Genomic DNA, 24,184 nt, shown 5'->3' with positions numbered 1-24,184 from the left:
CCGCGAGCAAGATTGCCAGCGCTCTCCTCCCGACTATAGAATGCGATCAATTCTTAATTACATCCGGCACGGACGCGCGGAATGTTTCCAGTGGTCTCTATGTCGTCAGTCGATCGATCGCTCAACCTGCATGTTCAGAATTTGTATTGCGAACACCACGGCTGGCTGCACCGTTGGCTGGATCGCAAGCTTGGCAACACCTGCGATGCGGCCGATCTTGCCCATGACACGTTCGTACGTCTGCTGACCCGCCAGAACCCGGCCGGCCTGGGCGCGGAGCCGCGTGCGCTGCTGACCCACATCGCCAAGGGGCTGGTCATCGACCGCTGGCGCCGACAGGATGTCGAACGCGCTTATCTGGAAACCATCGCGCATCTGCCCGAGCCGCAGGTGCCATCGCCGGAAACCCGCTGGCTGATCCTTGAGGCGCTATATCGCATCGACAGCATGTTGCGCGAGATGCCGGATAACACCCGCCGGGCCTTTCTCATGTCGCAGCTCGATGGCATGACCTACCCGCAGATTGCCAGCGAACTCAAGGTCTCGCTGGTCACCGTCAAACGTTACATGCGCGACGCCTTCCTTGCCTGCCTGAGCGTGGCCTGATGAACGCGCCCATCGATCCGGTGATTCTGGGAGAGGCTGCCGACTGGCTGGTGCAGTTGCAGTCCGGGGCTGCTACCGATGAGGACCGTCGGGCGATTCAGCTGTGGCGGGGTCGCAGCGCTCAGCATGCACAGGCCTGGCAGCGCGCCGAGGCAATCATCGGTGATTTCCAGACCGTGCCCGGCTCGATTGCCAGCGATACGATCAAGCGCATCGGCCGCAATAAAGGTATCGGTCGGCGGCAGGCACTCAACCGTATCGGTCTGTTCCTGCTGGCAGGCCCGGCGATCTGGCTGGCGCAACGGGAGCTGCCGTGGCAGGAGTGGATGGCCGATCAGCACACCGCGATCGGCGAGCAAAAGAACCTGCCCCTGCCCGACGGCACGCGCCTGCTGATCAACACCAACAGCTCGCTGAACATCGCATTCAGCGCCAGCGAGCGACGGATCAAATTGCTGGGCGGCGAGGTACTGATTACCACCGCCAGCGAGCTTTCGCCGACCTATCGGCCGTTTATCGTCCAGACCCGCCACGGCACCGCCCGCGCACTGGGCACACGGTTCAGTGTCCGAGTCGATGATCCCGGCACCCGCGTGGCCGTGGTGCAGGGCGCGGTGGAAATGCTGCCGGTACATTCGTCCCGGGGCGTGATCGTCAACGCCGGCGAGCAAAGCGGGTTCAGTGCAGACGCCAGCGCCCCTGTACAGCCCCTGGACCTGGCGAGCATGACTTGGGAAAACGGCATGATGGTGGCGAAGAACATGCGCCTGGCCGATCTGCTGGCCGAGCTGGCCCGTTATCGCCAAGGAGTGTTGCGCTGTCATGACTCGGTCGCAAACCTCACGGTTTCCGGGGCGTTTTCCCTGCGCGATACCGACGCCAGCCTGCGACTGTTGCAGAACACGCTGCCGATCAGTGTCAGCAGCCTGACGCGCTATTGGGTGGCGGTGGAGCCTCGCGGGTAGCGTCTTGGCAGACTTCATGTTCTTCGGATGCAGCTGCCTGTGGGAGATTCCATGGTTGCAAACAAGCTCCTCAAGCAGCTTTGGACTGCTACGCCGCGTGTTTTTGATTCTGGCCGAAGGCCCGTAGGAGCGGGCTTGCCCCGCGAGCTGTCGGGCACCGGCAGTAAAATCAGGCGGCTCGGTGAGTCAGGTATTCACCCTTCACAGGGTTCACTGACGCTTCGCGCCAGATCGTCGGCAAGGTGGAGCGCCACCCCGCCGAACTCCCACGCCCTCCGGGCAGAAGCGAGTCGACATCTGTGGGTCTGCGGGCGGAAGCCATCACCCTCTACTGCGCCGAAAAAAATTCTGTATTTCGCTGATACCTTTTCCCCTGTCGTTCGGTGAGGGAGAGAACCCCTCACTTTCTTTGCGTCGACAGGATTGCCGAATGACTTTCAGGCCGCTCAAGCACTCGTTCAGAATGAGTCCCACTCGCTTCCCCGTCAAAGCCTTGAGCCTGGCAATTGCGTTGACTGGCCTTGCGCCGCTGCACAGCGCCATGGCGGCCGATCCTGTGCAGAGCAGCGTCGCGCGCACTTACTCGATTGCACCCGGCGCGCTCGGGGATGTGCTCGCGCAGTTTGCCGCGGTGTCTGGCGTGCCGTTGTCGTTTGACTCCAAGCTGCTCAACGACCGACAAAGCGAGGGCCTGCAGGGGAGTTACACCGTGCAATCGGGCTTCGCCCATCTGCTACAAGGCAGTGGTTATTCCTTGCTCAGCACCGGCGACAACGGCTACACGGTCGTGCCCGAGGTCAAGCTGGGCGACGCGATGGAGCTGGGCGCGACCACGGTCAACGGTGAGCTGAACAACGCTCAGGCCGACACCTACGCCGGTGGCCAGGTCGCCCGCTCCGCGCGCCTTGGCGTATTGGGCACCCGGGACATCAAGGACGTGCCGTTCAGCGTGGTGAGCTACACCTCCAAGACCATCGCCGACCAACAGGCCCGTACTCTGGGTGACGTGCTGCTCAATGATGCGTCGGTGCGTCAGTCGGCCGGCTTCGGTAACTTCTCTCAAGTGTTCACCATTCGCGGCCTGCCACTGCAAACCGACGACATCGCGTTCAACGGCCTGTACGGCATCCTGCCTCGGCAGATCATCACCACCGAAGCGGTGGAACGCGTCGAACTGTTCAAGGGCCCGAACGCCTTCGTCAATGGCGTGGCGCCGCAGGGCAGCGGTATCGGCGGCAGTGTCAATATCGTGCCCAAGCGCGCCGAAGACACGCCCACTCGCAGCGTGACGCTCGATTACACCAGCGACAGTCAGGTCGGAGGCCATCTGGATGTGGGTCAGCGCTTCGGTGAAGACAACCGTTTCGGCGCGCGGATCAACCTCGCGCAACATGGCGGCGAAACCGCGATCGATGACGAGACCAAACGCTCGCAGCTGATCGCCGTCGCCCTGGATTATCGCGGCGACCGGTTGCGGGTATCGACCGATCTTGGCTACCAGAAAGAGCGCATCAACCAGGGCCGCTCGGTGGTCTATCCCAACGGCAGCGTGGTGCCGCATGCGCCGTCGGCAAAAGACAACTACACCCAGGACTGGACCTGGTCGCAGTTGGAAGACACTTACGGCATGGTCAACGCCGAGTACGACCTCAACGACCACTGGACAGCCTATGCCGGTGGCGGCGCCAAGCACACCCGTGAAAACGGCGAGTATTCGTCGCTCTATGTGAGTGATGACAACGGCACGGCGCGCACGGGCTTCCTCTATTCGCCCCACGATGAGGACAACAAAAGCGCAATCGCCGGGCTCAATGGTCATTTCAACACCGGGCCGGTCACGCACCAGATGAACTTCGGTCTGTCGGGCATCTGGGGCGAGCAGCGCTCCTCCTATGAGGCGATTCTGGTCGCCAACCGCCAGCCCAACAATCTGTACAACCCGGTGCAACTCCCTCGTCCGACCGTGACTTATTTCGGCAGCGATATCCATGACCCGCGCATCGTCGGCAAAAACCGGGTCAAGAGCGCGGCGGTATCGGACACCCTGGGCTTTGTCGACGATCGCGTATTGCTGACGGTTGGTGTGCGTCGCCAGACCATTGAAGTCGATGCGTGGAACACCACGACCGGCGCACGCACGGCCAACTATGAAGAATCGATCACCACGCCGGTGTACGGCCTGGTGATCAAGCCGTGGGAACACGTATCGTTTTATGCCAACCGGATCGAGGGGCTGGCGCAGGGACCGACTGCACCGGCGACCAACGTCACCAACCCCAACGAGGTGTTCCCGCCACGGCGCAGCAAGCAGACCGAAGCCGGGGTCAAGTTCGACTGGGACACTTACGGTGCGACGTTCGGTGTGTACCGGATCGAGCAACCCAACAGCGCGACGACCACTGCGCCGGGCAATCGTCTGGGCACCTTCAGCGTCGATGGTGAGCAGGTCAATAAAGGTCTGGAAATGAACCTGTTCGGCGAGCCGGTCGATGGTTTGCGCCTGTTGGCCGGAGCGACGCTGATGCACACCGAGTTGAGCAAGACCTCCAATGGTCTTACCGATGGCAACCGCGCTGCCGGGGTGCCGCGCTTCCAGTACAACCTGGGTGCCGAGTGGGACCTGCCGGGCATCGAAGGCGCCGCCCTGAGCGGCCGCATGTTGCGTACCGGCGGTGAATACGTCAACGCGGAAAACACCCTGAGCATTCCGTCCTGGACCCGCGTCGACCTGGGCGCACGCTATGGCTTCAAGGCCGACGACAACTACATCACCTTGCGCGCCAACGTCGAAAACGTCGCCAACAAAGCCTACTGGGCCTCGGCCTCGACGGCGAACAACTACCTCACCCAGGGTGAGCCACGAACGTTGAAGGTGTCGGCTACGGTGGACTTTTAAAACCTGGTGTCAGGCAGGATTTACTGCCGGTGCCCGGCAGATCGTCGGCAAGCCGGACTCCCACGCCCTGCGGGCAGAAGCAGTCCGGGGGCGCTGGCGCGTAGCGGCAGAACCACAGAGCCTCACCTGCCGAAAGAAACACCTGACGGAGGCTTCACACCACCCGTTTCAAATCCACCCCAAGCGCTTGGGCGAACGCTTTTACCAGCGGGCTGCGCGGGGCGTTTTGGCGCAGGATCAGGTGGAAGGGTGTACGCAGGTGAATGACGTCGGGGCGCAACGCGCGTAGCTGGCCGTCGCGCAGCAGGCTGCGTGCGTAGTGTTCGGGCAAAAAGCCGATGAAGCGACCGGTGAGAATCAGGATCGCCACCGCTTCGACCTGCGATGCCGAAGCCGACTGGCTGTCGTAATTGACGAAGCTGGCCTTGTCGCGGTGGATGGCGTAACGGTGATTGATCACCTGGTAATGCCGCAGGCTGTCGATGTCCAGATCGTTGTCGTCTAACTCGAACAGAGGATGCCCGACCGCGCAGTAAGCGTGCGAAAGCTCCTCGTACAGCTCGAAATAATCGAACTCTTCGCGGCGCTGATAGACCGGCACGATACCAACGCTCAAACGCCCCTCGACCACCCCGCGTTCGATTTCATCGAGTTGAGAGGCATGCAGGCGCAATCTTACTTTGGGCGCTTCATCGTGCATTGTTCTAAGCGAGGCTATTAACGGCGAACTTTTATCGGACATCGTGTTATCGATAACACCGATGCTCAGGTCGCCGATCAACTCATTCTGTGCCGAACTTATGCGGTCACGGAAAGTGTCCACCGAGGAAAATAATTCGATGGCCGCTTGATAGACCAGCTTGCCTTCTTCGGTCAGGTGAAAGCCTTCCCGCCCGCGGGTACACAGGCGCATGCCGATGCGAATTTCAAGGTCCGAAATCTGCTTGCTGATCGCTGCCAGACCCACGTTCAGCTCGTTCTGTGCAGCGCTGAAGCCCCCGGCCTCGACCACGGCCTGAAAGACCCGCAGCAGCTTGAAGTCCATCCCGCTCAGCGATAAGGGCGGACGAATACCGGGTTTTGGCGGCACGTTTCCAGAAGTGGAAAGTGGAGTTTCCATAATGATTATTGACCTCACCTGTCATATTCAACAGGCTTTGACTCACAACAAAAACATGCCCGATTGATAATAATGAACACAGAAAATGGCGATTGGCAACCATCTGCTTTACGCCCTGATCAGTGACTTGCTCACTGATCTAACAACGATAAAACCTGACACTTTGATCAGGACTTGCAACGCGAAACTGCCCTTCACTCTCAGCAAATATCTACAACCTCAGGTACCTGTGCGTACCGTGATCGGCAGATCAGAGGGTGAGTTGCTGTTATCGAACATTGCGCGGCCTGAACACAGCTTCGGAGAATCACCATGAACCAGAACCAGGCAGAGCGGCTGCAAGCCGAGCGCAAGAAGTCCGAAAACGAGTTCGATATCACTCAGTACGAGCACGTGCCGCGTCGCTATTACGGGCGAATCTTCTTCGCCACCCTGATCGTCATTGCCCTGGCAGGCCTGGCCCGCGCTTTCGCCAACGGGCAGATCGAGTGGGGCTACATCGGCCAGTTTCTGACCTCCCAGGCGATCATGTGGGGCCTGCTCAACACCATCATCATGTCGATTCTGGCGATGATCCTGGGCGTGGTGATCGGCGTAATCACGGCGATCATGCGCATGTCGGCCAACCCGATCCTGCGCTATGTGGCCATCACCTACACCTGGCTGTTTCGTGGCACGCCGTTGATCCTGCAGCTGCTGCTGTGGTTCAACCTGGCGCTGATCTTCCCGGTGATCGGCATCCCCGGCGTGTTTCAACTCGATACCGTGACCCTGATGACGCCTTTCGTCGCAGCGCTGCTGGGCTTGAGTATCAATCAGGGCGCCTACACCGCCGAGGTGGTTCGCGCCGGCCTGTTGTCAGTGGACACCGGCCAGTATGAGGCTGCCAAGTCCATCGGTATGCCGCGCCTGCAAGCCCTGCGCCGGGTCATCCTGCCCCAGGCCATGCGCGTGATCATTCCGCCGGTGGGCAACGAGTTCATCAGCATGGTGAAAATGACCAGCCTGGCCAGTGTGATCCAGTACTCCGAGCTGCTGCACAACGCCCAGAACATCTACTACGCCAACGCCCGGGTGATGGAGCTGCTGATCGTCGCCGGTATCTGGTACCTGGCCGTGGTCACCGTGCTGTCGTTCGGCCAAAGCCGGCTGGAGCTGCGTTTCGCTCGCGGCGCCGGCAAGCGTTCGTAAGTTCAGGCCCAGGAGAAGCCACATGAGAAGCATCGTCAAAGCCGTCGGCCTGAACAAATACTACGACCAGTTCCATGCGCTCAAGGACGTCAGCATCGAGGTCGAGCAAGGCGAGGTGCTGTGCATCATCGGACCTTCGGGTTCGGGCAAGAGTACGCTGCTGCGTTGCGTCAATCAGCTGGAGAAGATCGACAAGGGCGGTCTGTGGGTCGATGGCGAACTGGTCGGCTACCGCATCGTTGGCAACAAATTGCACGAGCTGAACGAAACCCAGGTGGCGCGCCAGCGACTTAGCACTGGCATGGTGTTCCAGCGCTTCAATCTGTTCCCGCACATGACCGCGCTGCAAAACGTCATCGAAGGGCCGATTCAGGTGCTCAAGCGTTCGCCCAAGGAAGCCAACGAAGAAGCCGTGGAACTGCTGGCCCGGGTCGGCCTTGCAGACAAGCGTCATTCGTATCCCGTCGAACTGTCCGGCGGCCAGCAACAGCGCGTAGCGATTGCCCGCGCGCTGGCGATGCGGCCCAAGCTGATGCTGTTCGACGAGCCCACTTCAGCCCTCGACCCGGAGCTGGTGGGCGAAGTGTTGTCGGTGATGCGCGACCTTGCGCATTCCGGCATGACCATGATCGTCGTGACCCATGAGTTGGGCTTCGCACGCGAAGTCTCCAACCGCATGGTGTTCATGGACGGCGGCCAGATTGTGGAGGCCGGCAGCCCCGAAGACATTCTAATAAGCCCACAAAACCCAAGAACTCAAAGCTTCATTTCTGCCGTTCGCACTTAAACCAGAACAAACGAGAACGACCATGAAAAAAATGATCCTACCTACCTTGCTCGCTGGCCTGATGGCATCCACTTCGGTATTCGCAGCAGTACCCGCCGGCATCAAGGACAAAGGCGAAATCACCGCCGCCATCGTGCCGAATTACCCGCCGATGGATTTCAAGGACACCGCCAGCAATACCCTGACCGGCCTGGACGTGGATCTGGGCAATGCGTTGGCCGAGCGTCTGGGCGTGAAGATCAGCTGGCAGGAAACCGCTTTCGAGCAGATGGTCAGCGGCCTGGTCACTAAGCGTTTCGACATCATTCTGTCGGGCATGACCGACACCGCCGAACGGCAGAAATCGGTAACGTTCGTCGACTATTTCACCAGCGGCCCGCAGCTGTACACCCTGACCAAGAACACCGAACTGAACCAGCCGATCGACCTGTGCGGCAAGAAGGTCGGCACCAGCCGGCGCACCACCTGGCCTGCGGAAATTGCCGAGTGGAGCAAACAGAACTGCGAGGCAGCAGGCAAACCGGCAATCATCGTGACCGGCTCCGAAGGCTCGGCCGACGCCCGTGCGCAATTGCGTCAGGGCCGTCTGGACGCCGCCATGCAAGGCAGCGAAACCATTCCCTACCTGATGGCGCAGGAGAAGGACACCTACAAGCCGATTGGCCTGGCGATTTCCAAGCAGTTCACCGGGCTTGGCGTAAGCAAATCCAACCCGGAGCTGGCCAAGGCCATCGCCGAAGCGATGCAGGCGATGGTCGACGACGGTACTTACGGCAAGATCCTCAAGAAGTGGAATCTTGAGCAAGGCGCAGTGGCCAAGATCGGGATGGATCAGGGGCAGTAAACGACGCCTGCCCGATTTGCGAGCAAGCTCGCTCCACAGGTAAACGCGATGACCTGTAGGAGTGAGCTTGCTCGCGATGGCGCTTAGTCAGATACGTACATGCCTGATGACACACCGCAATCGCGAGCAAGCTCACTCCTACAAGGGTTTGCAGCAAAGCACCAAGGACTGAACAATAACAGTGGCCACCTACTCCCTCGTCATCCGCCGCCTGATGGTCTGCTCGCTGACCATCGTCATGAGTCGGGCGATGACCAGCCCGTTACTCACGCTGTTCTTGAGCACAAAACTGGGGTTGAACCAGCAGGACGTCGGGTTGCTGATGGGGATCGCAGTGTTCCTGGCAACGCTGCTGAGTCTGTATGGCGGCTACATCATCGACCGGCTGGAAAAGCGCAAGCTGCTGATCCTGGCCATGCTCTCCAGCTCGATCGGCTTCACCTTGCTGACCTTCGCCCAGAACGTCTACTTGACCACCTTGACCCTGGTGATCACGGAAACCGCTTCGGCACTGTTTCTGATCGGCTCCAAGGCGATCATCAGCGAGAACCTGCCCATCGGCCAACGCGCCAAGGTGTTCTCCCTGCGCTACACCCTGACCAATATCGGCTACGCCACCGGTCCGATGCTCGGCGTGGTGATTGCCGGTCAACTGCCGCTGGCGCCGTTCCTGATCGCCAGCGCCATCGCGTTCGGCAGCATGTTCCTGATGATCGGTATCCCGCCGACCGTGCGCAATGTGCAGGATGCGCCGCGCAGTTTTTTCGACACGCTGCTGACCCTGAAGAACGACCGCACATTGATTCTGTTCACCGGCGGCAGCCTGCTGAGCACCATCGTGCATGGCCGCTACACGCTGTATCTCTCTCAGTTTCTGCTGGTCACCCACACCTCGCAGCAGGCGTTGAAGATCCTCTCGGCGGTACTGGCCTGCAACGCTGTCACAGTGATTTTGATGCAGTACCAGATAGGCCGTTTTCTCAAGCGCGAACAACTGTCGAACTGGATCTGCCTGGGTTCGGCGCTGTTCGTCCTGGGCCTGATCGGTTTCAGTTTTGCCGCGACGACCCTGGCCTGGTGCGCTGCAATGTTCGTGTTCACCCTGGGCGAGATGATCATCTACCCGACCGAATACCTGTTCGTCGACACTATCGCCCCTGATCATCTGCGCGGCAGCTATCTCGGCGCACAGAACCTGGCGGCGTTCGGTGGCGCGATGAGCCCGGTGATTTGTGGTTATTTGTTGATCAATACGCCAGCGCCGACGATGTTTTATGTGCTGGCCTGTCTGACCGCCATCGGCGGTACCTTGTGTTTTATGAGCGCACGCCGGGTCAAGCCCGCCCATCCCGATATCGCGCTGTAAATTGTCACTTTTCAAATCCGCAGCAAACAGGCGAGTATGTCGGGCCTTGAGCTGTCAGTCCGAAGCGCTTTACGAGACCTCTTGCAAGCCTGATCCAGACTGTCCTGATTTTCACCTTCCTGACGAAAAGGATATCGAGCAATGAAATACCGCGTTCTTGGCCAATCCGGCCTCAATGTCTCAACGCTGACCCTGGGCTCCATGATGTTCGGCGTGCAGACCAGCACTGAAGAGTCCCTGCGGATCATCGACAAGGCCTGGGACGAGGGCGTGAATTTCATCGACACGGCCAATGTCTACAACGCCGGCCGCTCCGAAGAAATCGTCGGTGAGGCGATTGCCTCGCGCCGCAGCGAATGGGTCCTGGCCACGAAAGTGGGCAGCAGCTCCGGCAATACCGCGCCCAATAGCAGCGGCCTTAACCGCAAGCACATCTTCAACGAGGTCGAGTCCAGCCTGCGCCGCCTCGACACCGACTACATCGACATCCATTACCTGCACAAAGAAGACCACAGCACACCGCTTGAGGTGACCGTTTCGGCCATTGGTGACCTGATCCGCGAAGGCAAGATTCGCTATTGGGGCGTGTCCAACTTCCGCGGCTGGCGCATCGCCGAGGTGGTCAACGTCGCCCAGCGTCTGGGCGTCGACAAGCCGGTGATCAGTCAGCCGCTGTACAACATCGTCAATCGTCAGGCCGAACTCGAGCAGATCACTGCGGCGAAGTTCTACGGCTTGGGCGTGGTGCCTTACAGCCCGCTGGCCCGCGGTGTATTGAGCGGTAAATATGCGCCGGACGTGACCCCCGACAGCACCACCCGCGCCGGGCGTCAGGACAAGCGGATTCTGGAAACCGAATGGCGTTCGGAGTCGCTGCACATCGCGCAAAAACTGCAGGCGTATACCAAAGACAAAGGTGTGGGTCTGGTGGAGTTTGCCATTGCCTGGGTGCTGAACAACCAGGCGGTGACGTCGGCCATCGTCGGTCCGCGCACCGAAGAGCAATGGGACAGCTACACCAAGGCATTGAGCGTGCAGATTACCGCCGAAGATGAGGCGTTCATCGATTCGCTGGTGACACCGGGGCACGCCTCGACCCCGGGCTTCAATGATGTTCAGCACTTTGTGACGGGGCGGTACCTCTAAACGCACTGCCTGACCTTTAGCCGTACGGCTTGCCGGCGGGGCCGCAAGAATCGCCCCGCCAGCGAGCCGACGTGCTAAAGCTCGCTCTACCCTCGCGTCATGCCCAGGGCGCCCGCCCTGCGAACCCCTGCCCCCATCGCTGGACCGCGAAACGAATCGCGATTGTCGTCAGCCTGCCGCATCGACCGCAGGTACCCGATGACAGGCGTTCACGCCTGCAGAATAAGGACGCCTAGGGATATTGGCTTGCAAATCAATGAGTTCGATTGGCTGCCCGGTTGATCGCAGAAATGCCGTGTTCATCAGGCTGCTTGCGGCGGCCTGTATCGCCCGAAGCGATAGAACACGACACCCACATCAATCCCATAAAGCCTTGTAGAATGCCGTCCGCCGCACGCTGGCCGTGGATCTGGCAAAGTTTGACAAGGATGACTGGGACCTCTAGTGTTCCATTGGATCCAAAACCTGAACATTGGAAGAAGAAGTAGCGATGCGCCGGACCGAGAAAGAACAATTTCTGCGGGAAATCCTGGGGAACGAGCAGCCGCCCGCACACTTGGCGCGCGCCGTGATCGAAGAAAAACTGCGCGCTGCGATTCTCGACGGCCGCCTGCCATCCGGAGTGGCGTTGCGTCAGCAAGAGCTGGCCACGCTGTTCGGTGTCAGTCGCATGCCTGTACGCGAAGCCCTGCGTCAGCTGGAGGCGCAATCACTGTTGCGGGTCGAAACCCACAAGGGCGCCGTCGTCGCACCGCTGATCAACGAAGATGCCACCGATGCCTATGCCTTGCGCATCCTGCTGGAGTCCGAGGCGCTGCGTCAGTCGATACCCTTGCTGACCGCGCAGGACATCAGCACCGCTCGCAGTTACATCGAGCAGCTGGAGATCGAAACCGATTACGCGAAAATGGGCACGCTCAACCGCCTGTTTCACATGTGCCTCTACTCCCGCGCATCGAACAAACGCCTGCTCAAACTGGTCGAGGATGGCCTGAACGAGGAGGAACGCTTCCTGCGCTTCAACCTCAAGCACATGGAGCTGGGCGAGGTTTCCCAGCACGACCATCTGGAGCTGTTGCGCCTGGCCGAGGCCGGGGCAATCGATGCGACGATCAACGCTCTGGCCTACCATTTGAACCGTGGTGTGGATGCGATCAACAACTACCTGAACAGTCGTGCGACGCAAACCGCCACACCTGCCACGTCAAGGAAGCGCGCCCTCGCCCAGTGAGGGTTTGACGATCGTGAACAGCGGCTGTTCACGGTCCAGCATTCGCGCCCCAGCTTGCGGCCGTCATAGCGGCTGGACACAGCTCGGGGTTTATTGAGCACCGGTCATTGCGGTGCCCGCGCCGATGGAACCGGCCCCACGGTTGTGAAGGGTCTGCACGAGCAGGCTTGGGGATTCTCAGTGTACGCGCCGAAAAGCAAATGGCTGATGGTTGTCAATTCCGGGCAACCGGTCCGCACGCGCCTGATCTGCTTCCCCCATGCCGGCGCAGATCCAGAGCAGTTTCGCGACTGGTCGCAAGGCCTGGCCGACCATATAGAATTAGTGACGCTGCGCCTGCCTGGTCATGGCAGCCGCCTCAAAGAAACCCCCTACGACCGCTGGGCGCCGCTGCTGGAAGACACCTTCCTCGCTCTGCAGCCTTATCTGAGCGAGCCCCACGCCTTCTACGGCCACAGCTTCGGCGGCCGATTGGCTTATGAAATGGCCAGACTGGCGCAGACTTACTACAGCGGCCTGACCCGACACTTGTTTATCTCCGGCTGCCGCAGTCCTGACAGCCAACAGCCCCTGCCGTATCTGCACACATTGCCCCAGGATGACTTCGTTCAAGCGCTTGTGAAACTGGACGCCGTGCCGCAATCGTTGCTTCAGGATAAAAGGCTGATGCGACTGCTCGAACCTGTGATGCGCAGCGACCTGAAGCTCTCGGAGCTGTGGTCACACTGTCCGGACGACGGCCTGGATATCCCCCTTACCGCCCTGTACGGCAGCGATGATCCGCTCGACACCGCCGCCAGCATGATGAACTGGCGCGAATTCACCCGCCGCGAATTCGAGTTGATCGAAGTGCGCGGCAACCATAACTTCCTCCGATCGCAGCGCAATCGTCTGCTGCACATCATCAACACGCATCTGGGGCTGCTGGGCGGCTGAGCCTCTACCGCGCCCCTATCCTGCCCCTGTCCCTCGTTTACCCACATTAAAAACAGCACGCGCTTTGCCGGGAGAGCAATCACCTGAAGGAGTGCGCTAAGCCATCCCTGGCAGATACTGCCTGCGCTAACGCAGCGAATTCCTGTGTTTCAGGCAAACTCAAGGGACGAACTCGCCTGGCAGTCGGTTCCGCAAGCGCAATTCTCATGGAGCAACAAAAGGAGCAGTGCAAGGGGCGGAGACGAATTGAGAGCAGTCCATCAACGTCGCCCACACAAAATTCCTTCTACCGCGATTGTTTAGTTAACGCGTAACTCTGAACGAGGCATTCGTTCATTATTATCAATTCTGACTCTATTGAGCCGGAGGGGTTACGCTCGCCCCAATAAAACATATTGGTAATGTTTTATCAGCATGCTGCGCGCCTTGTTTTTAATACGGAAAAATTTATTAAAAAGTATTTGCTCTGATATTAAAAAGTGCTTTAACGTTTTCCTGTCGCCAACTTTCCGGTAGCCGGAAAACCCAGCTCATCTGTTACCAGGGGCGGCAACACGCCAGCAGCCTTGGGCCTGGCACACAACCCTCGAGACCATTAAACGAAGTATTCGTCACGCTGCCTGCTCGCCTATTGTTTATTCGCCATCGTTGCAGCGGGTTGTTGTCCGCCCAACGTGGAAACACTCAGGCAAGACAACGGCGTTGATCGTGGAATATTTTCGTATATCAAGGACGTCACCGTGAATACTAACAAACAACTACTCAACCGTAAGAAATCCGAACTAAGCGCTCATCCGATATTCGCCGAAATTGATTCGTTGGATGTACTTCGGCGTTTTATGGAAACGCATGTGTTCGCGGTCTGGGATTTCATGTCGCTGACCAAGAGGCTGCAGCAGGAACTCACTTGCACGCAATTGCCCTGGCTGCCGCCCAAGGACCCGAAAGCAGCCCGGCTGATCAACGAAATCGTACTCGGCGAGGAATCTGACAATCGCCTGGATCATGGCCATTACAGCCATTTCGAGCTGTACCTGGACGCGATGCGTGAAGTGGGCGCCAGCACCGCGCGTATCGAGCGTTTCGTCGAGCTCCAGCAAGAAGGTGTGCATTACGAGACCGCGCTGGACAGCGTCAACGCCGGCCAGGCTGCAAGGCGCTTCGTCAAAGACACCCTGGACACAGCTCTCAATGCATCGGCCCACAGCGTTGCCGCTGCGTTTCTGCATGGCCGCGAAAGCGTCATCCCGCACATGTTCCAGCGCATTCTCGATGACTGGGGCATCACCGCCAATCAGGCCCCGACCTTCCGTTACTACCTGCAACGCCATATCGAAGTGGATTCGGAGGACCACGGGCCGGCCGCCGAATCTCTGCTCGCACGCCTGGTGGACGGCGACCAGCGACGCGAGGCCGAAGTCTACGCGGCCGCCATCGCCGCCGTGGAAAGCCGTATCGCGCTGTGGGACGCCCTGCGCGCCAGCATGCGTGAACCGCTGCTGGAAGTCAGCGCATGAGCCGCTCGCGGCTTGGCAAATTCTTTGCTCCACACACAGGGACGACATCATGAAAGCCGAAGACTACTTGTCCTTCGTCGATGCGTGGGAAGGCCGTGCGACGATCCGTACCCGCCCGCGCCGCATCGTCGAGAACGACGCAAGACTCATCTATCCGCTGAGCCGCCAACCGCTGGTACTCAGTCAGACCTTCACCCGTGAGTGTCCGCATCTGCGTGACTTCGCGCTGATCCAGAGCCTGTACAAATTCATCAACGACGTGGTGATTTTCGAGACCGAAATCGTCGACAAGACTGCTCGCAGTATCGCCAAGGACAACTTTGCGATCCGCTTCCCCTTCGCCTGCCGCTACGACGCGATGACCGTGGTGGTCGACGAGGACTATCACGCGCTGGTGGCCATGGACTTCATGCAGCAGACCATTGCCATGACCGGGATCGAACCCATCGTCTTGCCGTCGGAGATCGAGTTGAGCCGGGCGATCCCCGCAGCCCTTGCGCTGGCGCCGGATCACCTGCGCAGTGCAGTGGAGCTGATCTGCGTGGCAATCGCCGAGAACACCGTGACCAATGATGTGGCCGCGTTCGCCAAGGACGACACGGTCAAGCAGTCGATCAAGGGGCTGATGGCCGACCACCTGCTCGATGAAGGCCGGCATTCGGGGTTCTGGGCGCGTCTGGTGCGGATCTATTGGCATGCGGCACCGGAAGAGGATCGGCAAGCCATTGCCCGGATCATGCCGGTGTTCATTGCTCAATACCTGACCAATGACATTCAGAAGTCTTTCGACTTCGTGCTCATCGATCACCTCGCGGTCGCCGCGCCGATCAAGCAGGCGCTCAAGGACGAAGCCCAGGCGATGTGCTTCCCGATCAACCGTCATCACCCCCTGGTGGGCAACATCGTGCGCTTCTTCAGGACCAGCTCGATGCTTGATTGCGCTTGCGTACAACAGGCCATCGCCGACTATTTGCCGGCGGGGGGCGTGCAATGAAACGCCTGGAGATCGTGCTCATCGGTCATAGCAGGGCCTTGAGCGAACTTGGCGTAGAACTGGACGCCCATGGGCATCTGATCCATTCACTGTCAGACACTCGGGCGCTGGAGGACACCCTCGTCAGCGGCGTTACGTTGCTCATCGAAGACGGCACGCTGGACCTGAGCAGCAGTCGCCTTGCGGCTTTCAAGACCGACGCGCATCTGGGGTTGCGTGTCGGCCTGAGGCCGGATATGCAGCACGGCATGCCGCATCTTGAGTTGCTGTGCTGGTATGGCTCGGCGACGGCGCAGCGGCTGATCCTGCGTCAGGAGGTACCGGCCGAACCTTCGGGCAACGGCCGTATGCTGCGCGATGTCGCCGTCGCAGCATTGGTAGACAGCGTGACGTTGCTGGTCAGTCGCCTCTCGCGTGATGCCGAGCACCTGCTTGGCACAGCACCACTGCAAGGCCCCCAAAGCGACTGGCAAGAGGGACTGCAACGCCTTGATCGACTGGCCTTCGAGCATCGCTTCAACCAGACCGCGCAACCACACTTGCTGCGCATCGCCCAGGTGCCGCTGGTGACGCGACTGGACCAGAGCTTCACCGCGTTTGCCGATCGCTGCGCATTGGACATCGACGGCCAACGTATCAGCTACGAGGATCTGCGCGCCCACGCCGTTGCAGTTCAGGTTTTGATACGACCGCTTGTGGATGCGTCAACCGGTGAGCCGCCAGTTATCGGTATCTGCCTGTCCAAGTCTGCTGCGTTGTTTGCGGGGATTCTGGCGATTCTTGGCCATGGCGCAGTGTACTTGCCCCTCGATCCAAGCCAGCCGCTGCAACGCCAGCAGTACATTCTGGAGAACGCCAAGGCGGTTCTGCTGCTGCACGATGGTCAGCATCCACTGGCGGGGCAGAGCGTACCGGGGCTGGATATCAGCAATGTCGCGGTCACTCCCACCGGGCAGCCGCTGTTGAACTGCCACCCCGCCATCGATGGGCCGTGCATGGCGCTCTACACCTCGGGCACCACGGGCCATCCCAAAGGCGTAATGCTCAGCCAGCGCAACCTGAGCCACTTCACCGCCTGGTATGCCGAATACGTCGGGTTGTCCCACCGCAGTCGGGTGCTGCAATTCTCGACGCTAAGCTTCGATTCGTCGGTGATCGACATCTTCCCGACCCTGCTCAGCGGCGCCGAGCTGGTGGTGGCCAGTGAAGATCAGCGCCGCGATCCATTACAGCTCATCGCACTGCTGGACCAGGACCTCAGCCACGCGTTCCTGCCGCCCGCACTGTTGAGCATCCTGCCAATGGATCGGCCACTCAAGCTTGATCACCTGATGACCGGCGGTGACGTGTGCGAGCCGTACGTTATCGAGCATCTGGCCGCGCAGTGCGACTTCCATAACCTGTACGGCCCGACAGAAGCGACGGTGCTGATCACCGCCGGGCAATTTCAGCCGGGCAGCAGCAACCGCAACCTTGGCCGCCCTATCGCCAATAGTCAGTTGCTGATTCTCGATGAACAGATGCAGCCGGTCGCCGAACAGACGCCGGGCGAGCTGTATATCGTCGGGCCGGGCGTGTGCCTGGGCTACATTGAGAATCCGGCGCTGACCGACGAGCGCTACGTGCACCTGGCGCTTGGCGATGGAGACAGCTTGCGCGCATATCGCACCGGCGACATCGGCAAGTGGACCGACGCCGGTGTCGAGCTGTGCGGACGGCGTGACAATCAGGTGAAGATCCGCGGCTTTCGAGTCGAGCCCGAAGAAGTCGAACACTGCCTGCGCGACAGTCAGCTGTACCGACAGGTGGCGGTGGTGGTCGATGAGCAGCGGCGGATTCTGGCCTTTCTCGCTCAACCGCAAGGGGTCGAGCCCGATGCGGCGCGGCCTCTGCTCAAGGCGCATGTCGAGCGCCTGCTACCTGATTACATGCGCCCGGCTGCCTACACCGAGCTTGCGAAAATGCCGTTCGCCAACAACGGTAAGATTGACCGCAAAGCGCTGCTGCAGTTGCCGGTGAACCTGATCGAGCAAGCGCCGCGGCGTGAGCCTGTCACTGAAAACGAACGTCTGTTGCTGACCCTCTGGGCCGACTTGCTGGAGTTGCCACCGGGGGACATATCAACCGATGAAAGCTTCTTCAATCTGGGCGGCCATTCGATTCTGCTGTCGCAGATGTTGCTGGGGATCCGCGAGCATTTCGGGCGCAGCATTCCCATCAACCGTTTCATTGAAGCGCCGACGCTGATCAATCTGGCGTCCCTGCTAGACAGCGATGGTTCGTCGTCCTGGACGGTCAGCCCGCAAGCGATCAGGGACGCCACGACACCCATCGAGCTGCGCGCGCTGCCGGTCGACCAACTGGGCGATGTGCACAAGGTCATCGTTACCGGCGCCAATGGTTTTCTCGGTGTGCATATCGTCCAGGCGTTGCTGGCCTGGGGCGCGACCGAGGTGGCGTGCCTGGTGCGTGAAGGCGGCGGGATGACCGCGCAGGACCGGTTCGGCCAGGCGTTGCGTGAAAACCGCCTGGAGCATCTGGACCTCAGCCGAGTGCGGGTCTATGCAGCGGACGTTACCCGACCCCAGCTGGGCTTGAGCGACGAGGTCTACCAGCGACTGGATCGTGAGTTTGGCGCGCTGGTGCACAACGCCGCCAACGTCAATCACGTGCAGGATTACGAAGCGCTGGCCAAAGACAATGTGGCGCCGATCTTCGAATGCCTGCGCCTGTGCGAAGGACGCAGCAAGAAGGTCTTCAACTTCGTCTCGACACTCTCCGCCTCAAGCGCCGTGGACCACGCTGGCAGCGTCCTGGAAGAGCCTGCCGCGCAGACGCCGCCGATCTACATCAAGAACGGCTACAACCTGTCCAAATGGGTCGCCGAACGCATCCTGCAGCAGGCTCGCGAACAGGGTGCGTGGGTCAACATCTACCGCCCGGGGAACATCGCCTTCAACAGCGTCACCGGCGTCTGCCAGCCGCACAAGAACCGTTTGATGCTGATGCTCAAGGGTTCGATGCAACTGGGACAGGTCCCGGATTTTTCCATGACCTTCGACCTGATGCCGGTGGACTTCCTCGCCCGCTTCATCGGCTTTCACAGCAGCCGTTACCAGCCGGCACGCGCGGTTTTCAATCTGCATAACCCCGAGCCCCTGAGCTGGAGCGGTTACGTCGATGCGTTTCGCGAGGCCGGCCGCGAGTTCCAGATGGTCAGCGTTGCGCACTGGCAGACCCAGCTCAACCGGGTCGACAGCCAGAACGCGCTGTTTGGCGTGCTCGGCTTCTACCTGGACGGCTTCGAGGAGGACATCGGCGATATCTCGATGATTGCCTACCAGAACGCCCTGGCCGGTGTGCAGCGCATGGGCGAATGCTATCCGCAGAAAACCCCGGCGCTGCTGCGCAAGGGCTGCGACTACCTGAAAGAAATCGACTTCATCTGACTCACCCCATAACGCAATACCCATAAACGTATTGGAGAACGACATGAACGCAATCAACAAGATCGAAACCCTCAAGCCCGGCACGCTGATCAGCAACCCGATTGGCGAGCCTGTGGTGTCTTGTGTGCAGGTCGCAGCCCAGGCGAGCAAGGTCTGGGAGGTCGTCGGCGATTTCGGCGGCTTCGCGCGGTTCATTCCGGCGCTGGCGAGCATCGAAGTGATCGGCGATGGCGTCGGCGCGGTGCGCCACAAGAAGTTCAAGGAGGGAGGCCTGGTGGTGGTCGAGCAACTGAACTCTCGCGACGACAGCGCGTTTTCAATGACCTGGACAACCATTCAGAACAACCTGGGTATTCGCAATCTGTGGGCTTCGATGACCGTAGTGCCAAGGGATGAACACAGCTGCGACGCAACCTGGACCATCATCGCCGAGGCTGCCGAGGACAATCCCGCCAGCGCGGAGGCATTCCGCGACTTCCTGCAGAGTTTTGCCGACGGCGCGATGAGCAACGTAGAGAAACTGTTCGCCTGACGGACAGGCTGTCGCTCTTGAGCCCGCTCAGGCACACGCCTGAGCGGGCTTTGACGTTAATGGGTAGAGTTGCAAAATGTGACGCACCTCAACACAATGGGACGCATTATCATTTAAGCGGCGCTGGGATGGCGCGTTTCTGATGCCTTGTTCCGAATCAACGCTGGGCACGCTCTACAGCGACCACCACGGATGGCTCAACGGCTGGCTGCGCAGCACGCTGGGCAATGCAGCCGATGCCGCGGACCTGGCCCAAGACACCTTCGTTCGGCTGCTCAATCGCAGCGAATGGCTGGAACTGCAGGCGCCCAGGGCATTCCTGCGCACGGTCGCACGTGGGCTGGTCATCGATCACTGGCGCCGCGAAGAGCTTGAACGCGCCTATCTCGAAGCGCTCGCTCATCTTCCTCCACAGCAAACCCCCTCTCCAGAATCCCGCGAGCTGGTGTTCGAGTTGTTGGAGGGTATCGCCAGGATGCTCGACGGACTCAAACCGAAAGTACGCCGGGCATTCTTGCTGGCCCAGTGTGAAGGCCTGACCCACAAGCAGATCGCCGCGCAGATGGACATTTCTGTTCGCTCGGTTGAGCGCTATGTCGCCGACGCGCTGTATCACTGCTATCTGCTGCGATACCAATCATGAATCACGCTTCGGCCAACGAGCATCGTCAGCCCTCCCCGGCCGTTGTCCGGCAAGCTATCGAATGGATGCTGCGCTTGAACGGTCAGGAGGAAAACAGCCGTCTGCATCGACGTTTTGAACACTGGCTCGCCGCGCATCCCGATCATCAATGCGCCTGGCAGCGGGTGCAGTCGCTCAATACTGATCTGAACAGTCGGTTTCAAGCCCTGCCGGCCGGGGGCGCTGCCTTTGAAGCACTGGAACACAGCGCGCAACGTCTGGGACGCAGGCAAGCCCTGAAGCTGCTGTCAGGGCTGCTGGTGCTGGGCTCAGGTGCGTATCTGGCCCGGGATCTGACACCCTGGCAGCAGTGGAATGCCGACTTCGCGACCGGCATCGGCCAGCACCGGGGCTTCGTTCTTGCCGACGGCACCCGCCTGCGACTGAATACCGATACGGCGGTGAATCAGGATTTCAATGCGAACCAGCGTCTGATCACGCTGAAGCGGGGCGAACTTCTCGTGATCTGCGGCGCCCAGGGCCCGGGTCCGCTGCTGGTCAGCTGCAAGCATGGTCTGTTCGAAGGCGCTTTCGGACGTTTTGTGGTGCGCCAGGAGGCTGATAGCACGCGGCTCAGCGTCACCGAGGGTCGTGTGCTGATCCATCTACCAGACGCACCGGCAATCACCGTGGACAGCGGCCAGAGCTATTCGGTGAACGGGCGACGCGCGGCATTGCTCCCCGAACTGGACATGGACCCCGGCGCTTGGGCAGACGGCTTGATCGTCACCCGGAACATGCGCCTGGATGACTTCCTGGCAGAGGTTTCGCGCTACCGCCGGGGTTATCTGGGTTGCGAACAAGCTATCGCCGGGCTTCGGCTGTCAGGCGTGTTCCGTCTGGAGGACACCGACAAGCTGCTGGCGATCCTGCCGCAGACACTGCCGGTACGCCTCAATTACCGCACTCGCTGGTGGGTGACACTGCAACGTACTGCATGACGAATATGTTTTGGCGGGTTTCGCCCATGAGTCCGGCTTAGAGATCAGCACCCTCCTCTTCACCGACCTCGACGGAATCTGACAATGATCCGGCTTCAACCTACACCGTCCTCCTCAGCTGCAAATGATGCTTGCCTTGGTTCTGTGTCTTCCAGGCCCTCGCTGCTCGGTACGGCCATTCGCGCCGCATTGATCTCCACGACGCTGACCGCCTGTAGCCTGCCGCTGACGGCGCTGGCAGAGGACTCTGCCGTGATCATCAACCCCACGCGCAGCTATTCGATCCCGGCAGGACCATTGGGCGAGGCGCTGAATCAATTCGCCCGCCAGGCCGGGATCATGTTGTCGGCCACACCGGAACAAACGGCGGGCGCTCGCACAGCGGGCCTGCAAGGCAGCTATTCGACGGATCAGGCATTGGCGATCCTGCTTGGTGGTAGCGGCCTGCAGGCGGCCAGTCAGGATGGCAGCAGCTATGTGCTGCGCCAGGCAGGGGGCGAGGCTATGTCGTTGCCCACCACTGATGTGCACGGTTTTGCCTTGGGCAACGCGCTGGGCAGCATGGAGGGTTACAACGCAACTCATAGCCAGATCGCGACCAAGACCAGCACCGCGCTGCTGGAAACATCACAGTCGGTGTCCGTGGTTACTCGCGAGCAGATGGATGACCAGGGTTCGCAAACCGTCGCGCAAGCGATGCGCTACACGCCCGGCGTGCTGACCAATCCCTATGGGGCAACTCATCGTTACGACTACGTGGCGATGCGCGGCTTCAACGACGGCTCGGTGGACAACATCTATCTGGATGGTCTCAAGTCCATGGGCGACAGCGGTACCTACAGCACCATGCAGGTCGACCCGTACTTCCTCGAACGCGTGGATATTCTCAAGGGGCCTTCATCAGTCCTCTATGGTCGCAGCTCGCCTGGCGGTCTGGTGGCGCTGACCAGCAAGAAACCTCTGTACGAGCCCGGTCATCAGATTCAGGCGACCGTGGGCTCCAACCACCAACGGGGTGTCGGGTTCGACTTCAGCGGCCCTCTGGACGACGACAAGCGTATTGCGTACCGCCTGGTGGGCCTGACCGATAAATCTGACACTCAGTTCGATCATGCCGAAGAAAAGCGCTACGCGCTGGCCCCGACCCTGAGTATTGATTTCAGCGAAGACACGTCACTGACTCTGCAGGCTTATCTGCAGCATGACCCGGAGGGGGGTTATCACGGTGGCAACCCGGCAGACGGCGCGCTGCACCAGCGCAATGGTCAGCGTCTTTCTGAGCACTTCTTTGAGGGCGAGCCGGGTATCGATGGATACAGCCGTGATCAGCAGTCCTTCGGCTATCAGTTCGAGCATCGTTTCAACGATGTCTTTACCGCACGGCAGAACTTCCGCTACCTGGACTCCAAAGTGAGTCTGGATCAGGTCTATAGCTACGGCTGGACCTCACCCACCCGTAATGAGCTGAATCGCTATTACTCGGGTGCCAATGAACATCTGCATTCGTACATCGTCGATAACATGCTGCAGGCAGAATTTCTCACCGGCCCGGTCAAGCACACAGCCCTGTTTGGCGCTGACTATCAGCGCCGCAAGACGGTAGTCGATTGGGAAAGCGGCTCTCTTGCGCCGATCAATGCGTTCAACCCGGTCTACGGCAATTCGCAGATTACCTATTACGATCCCACCAGTTACCTACGCCGCCTGGAGCAGACCGGTGTGTACGCCCAGGACCTGATCGAGTGGGACAAATGGCGCTTCTCGCTAGGGCTGCGCCATGACTGGGTCGAGACGTCAGACGAGAATCGGATCGCTGAATTCGGTCGCCCTGAGGGCACCGGGATCAACGATAAACGCACCAAGACCACCGGCCGCGCTGGCATCCTTTACCTGTTCGACAACGGCCTTGCGCCTTACATCAGCTACTCGGAGTCGTTCAACCCTAACTCCTATACCGACAGCGCGGGAAACCCATTGGCGCCTACCGATGGCAAGCAGTGGGAAGCCGGCATCAAGTACCAGCCGCCGGGGACCGATCATCTGTTTACCGCTTCGGTTTTCCGTATCGATCAGGAAAACCTGGCAACCAAGCTACCTCAGGAAAACTTCTACCGCGCTATCGGCGCTGTTCGCTCCCAGGGCCTGGAGCTCGAGGCGCACATGCAGCTGACTGATAATTTCAAGGTGCTGGGTAGCTACACCCTGACCGATATCGACTATTCGAAGTCGATGGTCAGCACCGTCAGCGATGTCGACAACAAAGGCAACTCGCCGACTCAGGCACCCAAGCACATGGCGTCAGTCTGGGGTGACTACAAGATCAACAGCGGCGCATTGGACGGCCTGCGCCTGGGCAGCGGGCTGCGTTACGTCGGTTCGAGCTGGGTGGATGCCGAGAACACCATGAAGGTGCCTTCCTACCTGCTCTGGGACGCGTCGGTGGGCTATGACCTTGGCAAAGTGGGGTTGAAAGGGGTGGATGTGCGGCTCAATGCCAACAACCTGACCAACGAGTCCTACATCGCCTCCTGTGCCAGTCTGGACTTCTGCTACATGGGCGAGGAGCGCAACGTCAGTGCAACCCTGAGCTATCAGTTCTAAGCACAGGGTTGATCAAAGCCGGCCTCGGCTACCGGGCCGGTCTTTTTTTTGTGCCCTGAAACGACAAAACCCCTGTCTGCGTATGCGGACAGGGGTTTCGGAATTCAATCTTGACGATGACCTACTCTCACATGGGGAAACCCCACACTACCATCGGCGATGCACCGTTTCACTGCTGAGTTCGGGATGGGATCAGGTGGTTCCAGCACTCTATGGTCGTCAAGAAATTCTGTAGCCGATCCGTTAACGGGTAACGTGTCAGCGAAAAAAGTATGACCTTCACTTAAAACAAAACCCCATCTGCGTGAGCAGATGGGGTTTCGGAATTTAATCTTGACGATGACCTACTCTCACATGGGGAAACCCCACACTACCATCGG

The 24,184-nt window shown here is 59.9% G+C and carries 19 protein-coding genes and 1 rRNA gene; 17 read left to right on the top strand and 3 right to left on the bottom strand.

Going from position 1 to position 24,184, the window contains the following annotated elements:
- The first annotated feature begins 99 nt into the window (after positions 1–99).
- The 3 genes from ACI2KS_RS26850 to ACI2KS_RS26840 all read left to right on the top strand — a co-directional run bounded on the left by ACI2KS_RS26850 (position 100) and on the right by ACI2KS_RS26840 (position 4,467).
- Positions 100–606 (top strand): sigma-70 family RNA polymerase sigma factor, encoded by a 507-nt coding sequence (locus tag ACI2KS_RS26850; protein WP_404624054.1) that lies wholly within the window; start codon positions 100–102, stop codon positions 604–606.
- A complete protein-coding gene (locus ACI2KS_RS26845) occupies positions 606–1,571 on the top strand; it encodes a FecR domain-containing protein (protein WP_404624053.1) in 966 nt (321 codons plus the stop codon). The genes ACI2KS_RS26850 and ACI2KS_RS26845 overlap by 1 nt, the downstream gene beginning before the upstream one ends.
- Positions 1,572–2,001: 430 nt before the next feature.
- On the top strand, positions 2,002–4,467 hold the full coding sequence (locus tag ACI2KS_RS26840; protein ID WP_404624052.1) for a TonB-dependent siderophore receptor: 2,466 nt from the start codon (positions 2,002–2,004) through the stop codon (positions 4,465–4,467).
- A gap of 154 nt (positions 4,468–4,621) precedes the next feature.
- Here the strand turns inward: ACI2KS_RS26840 and ACI2KS_RS26835 are convergent, their stop codons facing one another.
- Positions 4,622–5,587: a LysR family transcriptional regulator gene (locus ACI2KS_RS26835; protein ID WP_404624051.1), complete on the bottom strand. Its 966-nt coding sequence runs from the start codon at positions 5,585–5,587 to the stop codon at positions 4,622–4,624.
- 312 nt (positions 5,588–5,899) lie between these two features.
- Between ACI2KS_RS26835 and ACI2KS_RS26830 the strand changes: the two genes are divergently transcribed.
- The 5 genes from ACI2KS_RS26830 (at position 5,900) to ACI2KS_RS26810 (ending at position 10,921) form a co-directional block, all read left to right on the top strand.
- Entirely contained in the window at positions 5,900–6,778 is an 879-nt protein-coding gene (locus tag ACI2KS_RS26830; RefSeq protein ID WP_404624050.1) for an amino acid ABC transporter permease, read from the top strand.
- A gap of 22 nt (positions 6,779–6,800) precedes the next feature.
- Positions 6,801–7,565 (top strand): amino acid ABC transporter ATP-binding protein, encoded by a 765-nt coding sequence (locus tag ACI2KS_RS26825; RefSeq protein ID WP_404624049.1) that lies wholly within the window; start codon positions 6,801–6,803, stop codon positions 7,563–7,565.
- A 22-nt stretch (positions 7,566–7,587) separates the two neighbouring features.
- Positions 7,588–8,409 (top strand): ABC transporter substrate-binding protein, encoded by an 822-nt coding sequence (locus tag ACI2KS_RS26820; protein ID WP_404624048.1) that lies wholly within the window; start codon positions 7,588–7,590, stop codon positions 8,407–8,409.
- Between the two features lie 181 nt (positions 8,410–8,590).
- Entirely contained in the window at positions 8,591–9,775 is a 1,185-nt protein-coding gene (locus ACI2KS_RS26815; protein ID WP_404624047.1) for an MFS transporter, read from the top strand.
- A 141-nt stretch (positions 9,776–9,916) separates the two neighbouring features.
- Positions 9,917–10,921: an aldo/keto reductase gene (locus tag ACI2KS_RS26810; protein WP_404624046.1), complete on the top strand. Its 1,005-nt coding sequence runs from the start codon at positions 9,917–9,919 to the stop codon at positions 10,919–10,921.
- Positions 10,922–11,174: 253 nt separating this feature from the next.
- Here the strand turns inward: ACI2KS_RS26810 and ACI2KS_RS26805 are convergent, their stop codons facing one another.
- Complete coding sequence (locus ACI2KS_RS26805; protein ID WP_404624147.1) at positions 11,175–11,561, bottom strand: hypothetical protein; 387 nt, start codon at positions 11,559–11,561, stop codon at positions 11,175–11,177.
- Between ACI2KS_RS26805 and ACI2KS_RS26800 the strand changes: the two genes are divergently transcribed.
- From ACI2KS_RS26800 to ACI2KS_RS26760, 9 genes are all read left to right on the top strand, one after another.
- Positions 11,478–12,152, top strand: coding sequence for a GntR family transcriptional regulator (locus ACI2KS_RS26800; RefSeq protein WP_404624144.1), 675 nt, complete (start codon positions 11,478–11,480; stop codon positions 12,150–12,152). The two genes, ACI2KS_RS26805 and ACI2KS_RS26800, sit on opposite strands and share 84 nt — an antisense overlap.
- A 207-nt stretch (positions 12,153–12,359) precedes the next feature.
- On the top strand, positions 12,360–13,088 hold the full coding sequence (locus ACI2KS_RS26795; RefSeq protein ID WP_404624045.1) for a thioesterase II family protein: 729 nt from the start codon (positions 12,360–12,362) through the stop codon (positions 13,086–13,088).
- Between the two features lie 740 nt (positions 13,089–13,828).
- Entirely contained in the window at positions 13,829–14,605 is a 777-nt protein-coding gene (locus ACI2KS_RS26790) for a DUF3050 domain-containing protein (RefSeq protein ID WP_404624044.1), read from the top strand.
- Positions 14,606–14,654: 49 nt separating this feature from the next.
- Positions 14,655–15,599 (top strand): diiron oxygenase, encoded by a 945-nt coding sequence (locus tag ACI2KS_RS26785; RefSeq protein ID WP_404624043.1) that lies wholly within the window; start codon positions 14,655–14,657, stop codon positions 15,597–15,599.
- On the top strand, positions 15,596–19,048 hold the full coding sequence (locus ACI2KS_RS26780; RefSeq protein WP_404624042.1) for a non-ribosomal peptide synthetase: 3,453 nt from the start codon (positions 15,596–15,598) through the stop codon (positions 19,046–19,048). Before ACI2KS_RS26785 ends, ACI2KS_RS26780 begins: the two co-directional genes overlap by 4 nt.
- A 43-nt stretch (positions 19,049–19,091) precedes the next feature.
- On the top strand, positions 19,092–19,580 hold the full coding sequence (locus ACI2KS_RS26775; protein ID WP_404624041.1) for an SRPBCC family protein: 489 nt from the start codon (positions 19,092–19,094) through the stop codon (positions 19,578–19,580).
- 142 nt (positions 19,581–19,722) lie between these two features.
- A complete protein-coding gene (locus tag ACI2KS_RS26770) occupies positions 19,723–20,223 on the top strand; it encodes a sigma-70 family RNA polymerase sigma factor (RefSeq protein WP_404624040.1) in 501 nt (166 codons plus the stop codon).
- On the top strand, positions 20,220–21,203 hold the full coding sequence (locus ACI2KS_RS26765) for a FecR domain-containing protein (RefSeq protein ID WP_404624039.1): 984 nt from the start codon (positions 20,220–20,222) through the stop codon (positions 21,201–21,203). The genes ACI2KS_RS26770 and ACI2KS_RS26765 overlap by 4 nt, the downstream gene beginning before the upstream one ends.
- A gap of 84 nt (positions 21,204–21,287) precedes the next feature.
- Positions 21,288–23,804 (top strand): TonB-dependent siderophore receptor, encoded by a 2,517-nt coding sequence (locus ACI2KS_RS26760; RefSeq protein ID WP_404624038.1) that lies wholly within the window; start codon positions 21,288–21,290, stop codon positions 23,802–23,804.
- Between the two features lie 108 nt (positions 23,805–23,912).
- Here ACI2KS_RS26760 and rrf read toward each other — a convergent pair.
- Positions 23,913–24,028: ribosomal RNA gene (rrf, locus tag ACI2KS_RS26755) — 5S ribosomal RNA — on the bottom strand.
- Positions 24,029–24,184 lie beyond the last annotated feature (156 nt).

Source organism: Pseudomonas sp. NPDC087358 (assembly GCF_044900785.1).
GTDB lineage: Bacteria > Pseudomonadota > Gammaproteobacteria > Pseudomonadales > Pseudomonadaceae > Aquipseudomonas.
Note: the sequence above shows the minus strand (reverse complement) of the source record. Positions and strands in the feature narration are given on the sequence as shown.